The sequence below is a fragment of the Sinisalibacter aestuarii genome, from assembly GCF_027923545.1.
Lineage (GTDB): Bacteria > Pseudomonadota > Alphaproteobacteria > Rhodobacterales > Rhodobacteraceae > Sinisalibacter > Sinisalibacter aestuarii.
The window spans coordinates 116,539-127,256 of sequence record NZ_BROH01000012.1 but is presented as its reverse complement, the minus strand read 5'-3'; the positions used below and the strand labels follow the sequence as shown (position 1 = coordinate 127,256).

Below are 10,718 nucleotides of genomic sequence, written 5' to 3'. Positions count from 1 at the left end.
CGAAGCGGTTGTAGCAGGTCTTGTGCGGCCCATAGCGCTCCGGAATATCCGCCCAGGCCACCCCCGTCCGGAAGCGATAGAGGATCCCGTTGATCACCCGCCGATCGTCGACCCGCGGCACCCCGCGAGACTTCTGCGGCAGAAGCGGCTGAATGATCGACCATTCGTGCTCGGTGAGATCGTAACGTCGGCGCATGGCTGTCCTCCCGGTCGGCAGGACCAGTGAATCACCGCCTGAACGCGAAGGGAAGCAGGTTTATGGGTCCACGGCCTAGAGTTCTAGAGTTCTAGAGTTCTGGAATCGCAGCGGTCGGGATCGCGCCCGATCCCGGCCCCGCCGCGATCAATGCCCGCCGAGAATCCCCGTCCGCACCGAGTAATCCGCCGCAATCGCGTAATCCGGATCGTCCTCCGAATCCACCATCAGGTGGCCGGCCTTGCTGAGCAGCGCATGGCAATCGCGCGACAGGTGGCGCAGTTGCAGGGTCTTGCCCACCGCCTCATAGCGCGCCGCCACCACCTCGATGGCCTGCAGCGCCGACTGATCCACCACCCGGCTGTCGGCGAAATCCACCACCACCCGCTTCGGGTCGGAACCGACCTCGAACATCTCGACGAACCCGTCGGTTGAGCCAAAGAAGAGCGGCCCCTGCACCCGGTAGATCTTCTGCCCGTCGGCGGTGGTATAAACATCGGCATGGATGCGCCGGGCATTCGACCAGGCATAGGCCAGCGCCGAGACGATCACCCCCACCACCACCGCGGTGGCAAGGTCTTCGGCCACAGTCACCGCCGTCACCAGCACGATCACGAAAGCGTCGGTTTTCGGCACGCGGAACAGGATCTTGACCGAGTTCCAGGCGAAGGTGCCGATCACCACCATGAACATCACGCCCACGAGCGCGGCCAGCGGGATCTGCTCGATCAGCGGCGCGGCGAAGAGGATGAAGGAGAGCAGGAACAGCGCGGCGGCAACCCCGGCAATCCGGGTGCGGCCGCCCGATTTGACGTTGATCATCGACTGACCGATCATCGCGCAGCCGCCCATGCCACCGAAAAAGCCGGTGAGCACATTGGCCGAGCCCTGGGCGATGCATTCCTGGCTGGCGCCACCGCGCTGGCCAGTCATCTCGCCGACGAGGTTCAGCGTCAGCAGGCTCTCGATCAGGCCGATGGCGGCGAGGATCACCGCATAGGGCAGGATGATCCACAGCGTCTCCAGTGTCAGCGGCACGGCGGGAATGTGGAAGCTGGGCAAGCCGCCCTCGATCGAGGCCATATCGCCCACACGCGGCACCTCGATGCCGAGGCCGATCACCACGGCGGCGACCACCACGATCCCGGCCAGCGGCGCGGGGATCGCCTTCGTTAACTTCGGCACCGCCCAGATCACCACCATCGTCAGCGCCACGAGGCCCAGCATGGTGTAGAGCGGCACTCCGGTGAGCCAGTCGCCGCCGCCGATGCCGTGGCCCGAAGCCTCGGCGCTGCCCGGCACCTTGAACTGGCCGAGCTGGGCGAGAAAGATCACGATGGCGAGGCCGTTGACGAAGCCCAGCATCACCGGATGCGGCACCAGGCGGATGAATTTGCCCCAGTGCATCACCCCGGCAAAAACCTGCAACAGCCCCATCAGCACGACCGTGGCGAAGAGGTATTCCACCCCATGCGTCGCCACCAGCGCCACCATCACCACCGCCAGCGCCCCGGTCGCGCCCGAAATCATCCCCGGCCGCCCGCCGATCAGCGCCGTCACCAGCCCGACGAGGAAGGCGGCGTACAGCCCAACCAGCGGATGCACCCCGGCAACGAAGGCGAAGGCCACCGCCTCGGGCACCAGCGCCAGCGCCACGGTCAGGCCCGACAGGATCTCGATCCGCAGGCGGCTCGCGCTCAACTGTTCGGTCGGCGCCAGGCGCAGGTCGGGTTTCTGAATACGGTCGGCAAAGCTCGCCAGCAGGGCTCGGGCCACGGGATACCTCTCGGCTGTGTGGAAAATGTTCGCGCCGTGCCCCTCTACAGGGCTTTCCGCCCGAGCGCCACCACCTGCCGCGCACGCGGCCATGTGCCTCACGCATGGCAGAAGCGGTTTGCGGTTGAATTCGCCCGCGCCTTTTGCATCCCTAGAGGCGACCAGACAGGGGGCAGATATGGAACGTGTGATCGGCATCATCGGCGGCTCGGGGCTCTACGGGATCGAGGGGCTCGACAATGGCGCATGGGTGAGGGTGACCACGCCCTGGGGCGATCCGTCGGACGAGATCTTCACCGGCACGCTCGGCGGCGTGAAGATGGCTTTTCTGCCCCGCCACGGGCGCGGCCACGTCTATTCGCCCTCCACAGTGCCCTACCGCGCCAATATCGACGCGATGAAGCGGCTCGGGGTGACCGACCTCGTCAGCGTCTCGGCCTGCGGCTCGTTCCGTGAAGAGATGGCGCCGGGCGACTTCGTCATCGTCGACCAGTTCATCGACCGCACCTTCGCGCGCGAGAAGAGCTTTTTCGGCACCGGCTGCGTGGCCCATGTGAGCCTCGCCCATCCCACCTGCCCCACGCTCTCGGCGGCCTGTTTCGCGGCGGCGGAGGGAGTAAAGGTGCATATGGGCGGCACCTATCTGGCGATGGAAGGCCCGCAATTCTCGTCGCTCGCCGAGTCGAAGATGTATCGCGAGCACTGGGGCGCCGACGTGATCGGGATGACCAACATGCCCGAGGCCAAGCTCGCCCGCGAAGCCGAAATATGTTACGCCTCCGTGGCGATGATCACTGACTACGACAGCTGGCACCCGGCCCATGGCGAGGTGGACATTTCCGAGATCATCGCCACGCTTGGCGCCAATTCCGAGGCGGCCCGCAAGCTCATCGCCAACCTGCCGGGCAAGCTGGGAGCGGCGCATGAAAGCTGCGAACACGGCTGCAACACCGCGCTCGATTTCGCGATCATGACCGCGCCCGACAAGCGCGATCCGGCCCTGCTCGCGCGGCTCGACGCGGTGGCAGGCCGGGTGCTGTGATCCGGGAGGCCGCCCTGGTGCTTGCGCTTGCGCTGTCGCCCCCGGCGGCGGGCGCTCAGGCGGTTGTCGAGGTGCCGGGCGTGCTGTCGGACGAGGATTTCTACCGTGCCGCCGCCTGCGCCGCGCCGCCGGGTGGCGCCTGCCGCAAACCGGTGCTGCGCTGGGATGCGAGCCGCCCGGTCCGGGTGGCGCTCCGGCGCATCGACCCCGGTTTTCTCGGCCGCCGCGCCAAGGTGGCCGGGGGCGCGCTCACGCTCGGCCTGCGCAGGCTGAACGGCCTCGATGCGGACTTTCGCCTCGCCCGGGTGCCGGATGGCGAGATTGCCGAGATCGAGGTGTTTTTCCTCGACATTCGGGCGGGCGATCCGATCGCCGGCACCGGCATCGCGGGCGTCGACGGCACGCCGCTCGGCGGGACCACCGCCAGCCTGCTGTTCGAGGACGGGACCGGGCGGATCACCCGCGCCGTCATCGTCGTCGCCGGCAGCCTCGCCACCGCCGCGTTCCAGCCCGCGCTGCTGGCCGAACTCACCCGCGCGATGGGGCTGACGACCGGCATTGCCGGCCCCGCCTATCATGGCGTATCGGTGCTGGCAGCGGAGGGAGGCGCCGCCAAAGCCTTGGGATTACAGGATATCATGGCGCTGAAGCGCCACTACGGGAAGGACTGACCAGATGAAATCCGCCAATGTGAAAGACTATATCCGCACCATCGTCGACTTCCCTCATGAGGGGATCATGTTTCGCGACGTGACCACGTTGTTCAGCGATCCGCGCGGCTTCCGCATGACCATCGACCAGCTCCTGCACCCTTACGCGGGCGAGAAGATCGACAAGGTGGTGGGGCTGGAGGCGCGCGGTTTCATCATCGGCGGCGCCATCGCCCACCAGCTCACACTGGGCTTCGTGCCGATCCGCAAGAAGGGCAAGCTGCCGGGGGCGACACTGAGCGAAGCCTATCAGCTCGAATACGGCGAGGCGGTGATGGAGATCCATGACGACGCGATCCAGCCAGGCGAAAAGGTGCTGGTGGTCGACGATCTGCTGGCCACCGGCGGCACGGCGGCGGCGGGGATCAAGCTGATCGAGCGGCTCGGCGGCGAGATCGTCGGCTGCGCCTTCATCGTCGACCTGCCCGAGCTTGGCGGGCGCAAGGTGCTGGAAGATCTCGGCATGGATGTGCATGTGCTGTGCGAATTCGAGCGCGCGTAAACCTTGCGTTAACCTCTCGCTGCTAGGCAGGGCGCGGCCTGTGGAGCAGGCCGCTGCTTGTGCACACGTATCTGACGTGGCGCGCCCCGCCGTCACCCCGGCGGGGCGCCTTGCGCTTTTTCGGGCCGCGCTCCGCGATATCTGATAACCTCGGCTGTATCGGCAGCCCGGACGGGAGGTATCGCGCAATGGCCCGGATCGTCTTCGGAATGAACCTGTCGCTGGACGGCTATGTAGACCACGAGGCCTTTGCGCCCGATGCATCGCTCTTTCGGCACTGGATCGACCATGTGGGCGGATTGAGCGCCAGTCTCTACGGCCGCCGCCTGTATGAGATCATGCGCTACTGGGACGACGATCAGCCAGATTGGGGCGAGGCCGAACACGCCTTCGCCGAAGCCTGGCGCCGGGTCCCAAAATGGGTCGTTTCCACCACCCTCGCCGATGTCGGCCCCAACGCCGCTTTGATTTCGAACGATGTCGAGGCGGAAATCCGCAAGCTCAAGACCAGCCTTGCCGGAGAGATCGACGCGGGCGGGCCCGGCCTCGCCCGTAGCCTCGCCGAATACGGGCTGATCGACGAATACCGGCTCTATTTCCACCCCGTCGTGCTGGGCAGCGGCAGGCCCTTCTTCGATGGCTCCCTGCCGCGCCTGCGCTTCGTGACGAGCGAGAAATTCAGCGGTGGTGTGATCCGGCTCAGCTATCGGCCCGCCTGAGCACCGCACCCGGGTTCATGATCCCGTTCGGGTCCAGCGCCGCCTTGATCGCGCGCATCGCGGCAAGCCTTGCCGGGTCGCCATAGCGCTCCAGATCATCCACCTTGAGCCGCCCCACCCCGTGCTCGGCGGAGAACGAGCCACCGAAGCCCGCCACCACGTCATAGATCGCCGTCGCCACCCGTTCCCGCAGCTCCGGCCCATACGCGTCGCGCGCGCGCCCCTCGGGCGGGAAAACGTTGAAATGCAGATTGCCATCGCCAAGATGGCCGAAGGCATTGATGCGGAAGGCCCCGAGCCGCGTCACCGCCGACCGCGCCGCCGGGATGAAATCGGGGATCGCCGAGAGCGGCAACGAAATGTCATGCGACGAGATCGCGCCGATGCGCTTGTTGGCCTCCGGGATCTGCTCGCGCATCGCCCAGAGCCCGGCACGCTGCGCCTCGCTTTGGGCGATGACCCCGCCCGAGACGAGCCCCGCCGCCTCGGCCTCTTCGTAAAGCGCCGCCAGCGCCGCCTGCGGGTCGTCCACCGGCCCCAGCCCGAGGTCGATCAGCACCGCCCAGTCGGGGATCGGATCGAGCGGCGCCCGGGCGGCGCAGCCCGTCTCGGCCAGAAAGCGCATCCCCTGCCCCGAAATCAGCTCGAAGGCGCTCACGCCCGGCCCGATCCGTGCCCCCGCCAGCGCCAGCAGATCGAGCGCCGCCGCGGGGCTTTCCACCACCACAAGCGCCGCCCCGGTGCGGGCCGGGCGCGGAAAAAGCCGCAGGCTGGCGGCGGTGATCACCCCCAGCGTGCCCTCGGCGCCGATCATCAGCCCGCGCAGATCGTAACCGGTATTGTCTTTCCTCAGCCGCTTCAGCCCATGCCAGACCGAACCATCCGGCAACACCGCCTCCAGCCCCAGCGTCAGCTCGCGGGTATTGCCGTAGCGCAGCACGTTGACCCCGCCGGCATTGGTGGACAGATTGCCGCCGATCCGGCAGGAGCCTTCGGCCCCGAGCGAGAGCGGAAACAGCCGCTCCGCCGCCTCCGCCGCCGCCTGCACATCGGCCAGCACCGCCCCCGCCTCGGCCACGATCACGTTTTCCGCCGGATAGACGCCCCGGATCGCCGTCATCCGCTCAAGCGAGAGCACCAGCGGCGCGGGGCCGTCCGGGCTCACCTGCCCGCCGACAAGCCCGGTGCCGCCGCCATAGGGCACCACACCGACTCGCGCCTCATTGGCCGCGCGCAGGATCGCCGCCACCTCCTCCACATCGCGCGGGGCCGCCAACAACCCGGCCTGCCCCCGGAACAGCCCGCGCCGCTCTTCGAGATAGCGCGGCTCGACGGGCCGCAGCACGCCTGCGGGCAGGCGCGCGGCAAAGCTCTCATCGGCGGGATTGAGCGGCGGAAACGACATGGAGGCAGGATGCACCCTTTCACGCCGCAGGCAAGCGCCGCTCCTTCATCCTTGCCCAAATACTCATATTCACCGGCCCGGTCAGTCGAGCCGGCCCGGCTCAAGCACCATCACGGTGGGCGTGCGCGGCAGCTTGTCGAGCGAAAGAGTGATCTCGCGCATCCCCGTCTCGACCACCTCGAAGCCGCCCTCACGCATGCCCGACAGGAACCGGCCCAGCGTGCCACGCCCGAACCAGTGCATCGGCAGCACCACCCGGGCCTTGAAGCGCTGCATCACATTGAGCATCCGGGCGGTGTCGAGGGTGATGCCGCCATCGACGGCGGCCATCACCACATCGAGCCGCCCGATAGCGGCATATTGCGCCGCGTCCGGCTCGTGGTGGAGATGGCCCAGATGCCCGATGCAGAGCCCCGCCGCCTCGAAGATGAAGATCGAATTGCCGTTCGGCGCCACCCGCCCGCCTTCGCCACGAATGTCGGTATGGATATTACGCACCAGCATTTCGCCCAGATCGAGCCGGTGCTCGCGCGGCTGCCCCTGCTGCGGCCAGCCGGGCAGTACATGAGGGATCGCCGGATCGGGCGCATGGGTGAAATGGGTGATATGGGCATTGTTCATCGTCACCACATCCGGCACCAGCGCCGCGCCGCCAAGATTGCCGGTATAATCCGTCACGGCGGCCAGCCCGGCCGTCTGGATCAGGAAGGCGGCGTGGTCGATATAGGCGATGCGCACCTCGTCGAGCGCCACCGGATCCTGCCAGGCGGCAAGATGCAGATACGTGGCGCCGGGGATTTCCCCCGCCAGCGCGATGCAATGGGAGGGGATGCGCTCCTGCGCCGCGGCAGGCAGGGCAAGAAGCGACAGGGCAAGGGCAAGGCGGATCATGGCAGGCTCCCGGTTCGCGCCGAGGGTAGCACGGGGGGCGGGATGCACCGGGTCACAGGGGTGTGAGGCAGGTCAGATCGGCCGGTTCGGTTTTTTTTGCGGGCGCGCGCGGCCTAGGAATTCCACAGGCCCGCCCCCAAACGCAGCGCGATACACACAAGTGGCTACGCCACGCCCCACCATCGGCTTTCGGCAATGTCTGAACGATGCCCACCCGGCACGGGCATGCCGCCTTTGCTACCCCGCCTCGGTCTTGCCGCGCCGGTCGCTGCGCAAATTCGCGTAGAGCACGTGATTGCGCCAGCGGCCATTGATCTGCAGATAGCTTTGCGCCACGCCCTCATATTTGTAGCCCACCTTCTCCAGCACCCCGCGCGAGGCGGCGTTTTCGGGCAGGCAGCCTGCTTCGAGGCGCGAGATATCAAGCTCGGTGAAGGCGTAATGCACGACCGCGACCAGCGCCTCGCGCATGTAGCCGTGGCGGGCGAAGGGCGCGCCGATCCAGTAGCCGGTGGTGGCCGCCTGCGCCGGGCCGCGGCGGATATTGTCGAGCGTGATCGCACCCAGCAGCGCCGCATCGCGGCGGCGCAGCAAAAACAGCGGCAGCGCCGAGCCCTGCGCCACCGAGCGGTTGGCCCAGTAGACCCGGTTGGTGAAGTTCTTGCGGCTCAGATGGTCATGCGCCCAGGTCGGCTCCCACGGGGTGAGAAACGCGCGGCTCACCTCCCGCAGATGCGACCAGGCGGCGTAATCGGCATGCTGGGGCGGGCGCAGGGTCATGCGCTCGGTCTCGATCCGGACTTTCTTTGTCCGGCTGAACATCACGCGGCGAGCCTTTCGCGCAAGACCCCCAGCTCCGGCGCCGCCTCGCCCGGCCCGTAGATCGCCAGCGCGGTGCCCGCCGAGCCGGCCACACCCTCGGCAAAGCCACGCACGGCGGCAAGGTCCACCGCGTCGATCTTCGCCACCGTCTCATCCAGCGGGATCACCCGGTTCCAGATCGACACCTGCCGCGCCAGCCGTTCGGCGCGCGACGAGGCGCTTTCGAGCCCCATCAGAAGCCCCGCCTTCATCTGGGCACGGGCGCGGTCGACTTCGGCCAGGCTCATATCGTCGGCGGCGCGTTTCAGCTCGTCCACCGTGAGCAGCGCGAGGCCCTCGATCTGCTCGGCGGAGGTGCCGGCATAGATGGTGATCAGCCCGGTATCGGAATAGGCCCCGGCCTGGGCGAAGATCGTGTAGCACAGCCCGCGCTTCTCACGCGCCTCCTGAAACAGCCGCGACGACATTCCGCCGCCAAGGGCACCGGCATAGGTCTGGGCAGTGTAGATCGCGTCATCGGTATAGGACGGGCCTTCGAGGCCGAGGGTGAAATGCACCTGTTCCAGCGTCTTCAGCTCACGCCGCTCGCCACCGACGAAGCCCGCGGGCGCCACCGGCCCCGCCTGCCCCGGCACCAGATGGCCGAAGGCGCGCTCGGCAAGGCGCATCAGCATGTCATGATCCACCGCCCCGGCGGCGGACAGGATCATCCGCTCCGGCGCGTAATGCTCGGCAACGAAGCGCGCAAGGTCCTCGCGGCTGAAGGCGCGCACCCGTTCGGCGGGGCCGAGAATAGTCCGGCCCATCGGCTGATCGGGAAAGGCCACCTCCTGCAACCAGTCGAAGATCACATCGTCGGGCGTGTCGAGCGCCTGGCCGATCTCCTGCAGGATCACGCCGCGCTCCACTTCCAGCTCGCGCGGATCGAAGACCGGGTTCAGCACGATATCGGAAATCACGTCGAAGGCGAGCGCCACATCGTCTTTCAGCACCCGGGCGTAATAGGCAGTGACTTCGCGCGAGGTATAGGCGTTGAGATAGCCACCCACATCCTCGATCTCTTCGGCGATCTGCAACGCGCTGCGCCGCTTGGTGCCCTTGAAGGCCATGTGTTCGAGAAAATGGGCGATGCCGTTCTGCTCGGCGCGTTCATGGCGGCCACCGGCGGTGACCCAGATCCCGAGCGAGGCCGATTCCAGCCCCGGCATATGTTCGGTGACGACGCGGACGCCGTTCGGGAGGGTGGAGAACTGGATCACGGGCGGCGGCGCTCCCGGATCAGCGCTTCCAGCGCGGCAAGGTCGTTGGGCACCTGGGTGACCCGCTCGGGCCGGTCGAACAGATCGGCCATATGCGGCGGCAGCGGAGCGTCGACGCCGCAGGCCTGCTTCACGGCAGCCGGGAACTTCGCCGGATGCGCAGTGGCGAGCGTGATCATCGGCGTGGCGCCCAGATGTTCGGAAGCCACCTTCACCCCCACCGCCGTATGCGGGCAGATCACCTCGCCGGTGGTCTCGAAGATGCTCCTGATCGTGGCCAGCGTTTCGGCTTCCGAGGCCGAGCCGGAGGCAAAATGGCCGCGCAGATAGTCGATCGCGCCCTGCGAAATGGTAAAGCCGCCCCTGGCGAGATCGTCCATCTGATCGGCCACCGCCGCACCGTCGCGCCCGTAAGCGTCGAACAGCACGCGCTCGAAATTGGACGACACCTGAATATCCATCGACGGCGAGATCGAGGGCACCACTTCCGATTTGGTATAGGCCCCGGTTTGCAGCGTGCGGTGCAAAATGTCGTTCTGGTTGGTGGCGATCACCAGCTTCTCGATCGGCAGGCCGAGCTGCCTGGCGATGTAGCCAGCAAAGATGTCGCCGAAATTGCCGGTGGGAACGGTGAAGCTCACCGGCCTGAGCGGCGCGCCGAGCGAGGAGGCGGCGGTGAAGTAATAGACCACCTGCGCCAGCACCCGCGCCCAGTTGATCGAGTTCACGCCCGCCAGCTTCACCTCGTCGCGGAAGGTGAAATCGTTGAACATGTCCTTCAGCCGCGCCTGCGCGTCGTCAAAGGTGCCGTCGATGGCCAGCGCGTGCACATTGCTCTCGGTCGGTGTGGTCATCTGCCGGCGCTGGACCTCGCTCACCCGGCCATGCGGGTAGAGGATGAACACATCGACGTTGTCGAGGCCGCGGAAGGCTTCTATGGCCGCCGAGCCGGTATCGCCGGACGTGGCGCCGACGATGGTGATCCGCTCGCCGCGTTTCGCCAGCGCCGCCTGAAACAGCTGGCCGATCAGCTGCATGGCGAAATCCTTGAAGGCCAGCGTCGGCCCGTGGAACAGTTCCAGGAGGAAGTGATTGGGGCCAAGCTGCACCAGCGGCGCACGCGCGGCATGGGCGAAGCCCGCATAGGCGCGGTTGATGATCGCGCGCAACTCCTCGGGCGAGAAGCTTTCACCGACGAAGGGGCGCATCACCCAATAGGCGACCTCTTCGTAGCTCATCCCCGGCAGCGCCTCGATCTCGTCCTGCCGCCGCGGGGCAACCACGTTCGGCACATAGAGTCCGCCATCGCGGGCAAGGCCGGTCAGCATCGCCTCTTCAAAGCTCAGTTTCGGCGCGTTGCCCCGGGTGGAGACATATCTCATCGGCGCTCAGCCTT

General features: G+C 67.1%; 11 protein-coding genes. 4 read left to right on the top strand and 7 right to left on the bottom strand.

Features of this window, described 5'->3' with window-relative positions:
• Positions 1-196 (bottom strand): transposase (locus QMG28_RS17175; RefSeq protein ID WP_281843547.1); only part of this gene is annotated, 196 nt, incomplete at its 3' end.
• Between the two features lie 147 nt (positions 197-343).
• Positions 344-1,972 (bottom strand): SulP family inorganic anion transporter, encoded by a 1,629-nt coding sequence (locus tag QMG28_RS17170; protein WP_281843546.1) that lies wholly within the window; start codon positions 1,970-1,972, stop codon positions 344-346.
• 178 nt (positions 1,973-2,150) lie between these two features.
• Here QMG28_RS17170 and QMG28_RS17165 point away from each other — a divergent pair, with 178 nt between their 5' ends.
• The 4 genes from QMG28_RS17165 (at position 2,151) to QMG28_RS17150 (ending at position 4,945) form a co-directional block, all read left to right on the top strand.
• Positions 2,151-3,014 (top strand): S-methyl-5'-thioadenosine phosphorylase, encoded by an 864-nt coding sequence (locus tag QMG28_RS17165; RefSeq protein WP_281843545.1) that lies wholly within the window; start codon positions 2,151-2,153, stop codon positions 3,012-3,014.
• 17 nt (positions 3,015-3,031) lie between these two features.
• Positions 3,032-3,685: a hypothetical protein gene (locus QMG28_RS17160; protein ID WP_281843544.1), complete on the top strand. Its 654-nt coding sequence runs from the start codon at positions 3,032-3,034 to the stop codon at positions 3,683-3,685.
• Positions 3,686-3,689: 4 nt separating this feature from the next.
• Positions 3,690-4,226: an adenine phosphoribosyltransferase gene (locus tag QMG28_RS17155; protein ID WP_281843543.1), complete on the top strand. Its 537-nt coding sequence runs from the start codon at positions 3,690-3,692 to the stop codon at positions 4,224-4,226.
• 188 nt (positions 4,227-4,414) lie between these two features.
• Complete coding sequence (locus QMG28_RS17150) at positions 4,415-4,945, top strand: dihydrofolate reductase family protein (protein ID WP_281843542.1); 531 nt, start codon at positions 4,415-4,417, stop codon at positions 4,943-4,945.
• Here QMG28_RS17150 and QMG28_RS17145 read toward each other — a convergent pair.
• The 5 genes from QMG28_RS17145 to thrC form a co-directional block, all read right to left on the bottom strand.
• On the bottom strand, positions 4,926-6,350 hold the full coding sequence (locus tag QMG28_RS17145; RefSeq protein WP_281843541.1) for an FAD-binding oxidoreductase: 1,425 nt from the start codon (positions 6,348-6,350) through the stop codon (positions 4,926-4,928). The genes QMG28_RS17150 and QMG28_RS17145 overlap by 20 nt on opposite strands.
• A gap of 81 nt (positions 6,351-6,431) precedes the next feature.
• Positions 6,432-7,241, bottom strand: coding sequence for an MBL fold metallo-hydrolase (locus tag QMG28_RS17140; RefSeq protein WP_281843540.1), 810 nt, complete (start codon positions 7,239-7,241; stop codon positions 6,432-6,434).
• Positions 7,242-7,478: 237 nt separating this feature from the next.
• Positions 7,479-8,063 carry a GNAT family N-acetyltransferase gene (locus QMG28_RS17135; protein WP_281843539.1) on the bottom strand — a complete coding sequence of 195 codons (585 nt, stop codon included), beginning with the start codon at positions 8,061-8,063 and terminating at the stop codon, positions 7,479-7,481.
• Positions 8,063-9,322 (bottom strand): M16 family metallopeptidase, encoded by a 1,260-nt coding sequence (locus QMG28_RS17130; protein WP_281843538.1) that lies wholly within the window; start codon positions 9,320-9,322, stop codon positions 8,063-8,065. The genes QMG28_RS17135 and QMG28_RS17130 overlap by 1 nt, the downstream gene beginning before the upstream one ends.
• Positions 9,319-10,704, bottom strand: a complete 1,386-nt coding sequence (gene thrC, locus QMG28_RS17125; protein WP_281843537.1) for a threonine synthase — start codon at positions 10,702-10,704, stop codon at positions 9,319-9,321. Before thrC ends, QMG28_RS17130 begins: the two co-directional genes overlap by 4 nt.
• Between the last annotated feature and the right edge of the window lie 14 nt (positions 10,705-10,718).

What these genes read in the sequence shown, in the direction of transcription:
- QMG28_RS17165 (WP_281843545.1), top strand. Translation starts at nt 2,151, where the DNA reads ATGGAACGTGTGATCGGCATCATCGGCGGCTCGGGGCTCTACGGGATC.
- QMG28_RS17155 (WP_281843543.1), top strand. Translation starts at nt 3,690, where the DNA reads ATGAAATCCGCCAATGTGAAAGACTATATCCGCACCATCGTCGACTTC.
- QMG28_RS17150 (WP_281843542.1), top strand. Translation starts at nt 4,415, where the DNA reads ATGGCCCGGATCGTCTTCGGAATGAACCTGTCGCTGGACGGCTATGTA.
- QMG28_RS17145 (WP_281843541.1), bottom strand. Translation starts at nt 6,350, where the DNA reads ATGTCGTTTCCGCCGCTCAATCCCGCCGATGAGAGCTTTGCCGCGCGC.
- QMG28_RS17140 (WP_281843540.1), bottom strand. Translation starts at nt 7,241, where the DNA reads ATGATCCGCCTTGCCCTTGCCCTGTCGCTTCTTGCCCTGCCTGCCGCG.
- QMG28_RS17135 (WP_281843539.1), bottom strand. Translation starts at nt 8,063, where the DNA reads ATGTTCAGCCGGACAAAGAAAGTCCGGATCGAGACCGAGCGCATGACC.
- thrC (WP_281843537.1), bottom strand. Translation starts at nt 10,704, where the DNA reads ATGAGATATGTCTCCACCCGGGGCAACGCGCCGAAACTGAGCTTTGAA.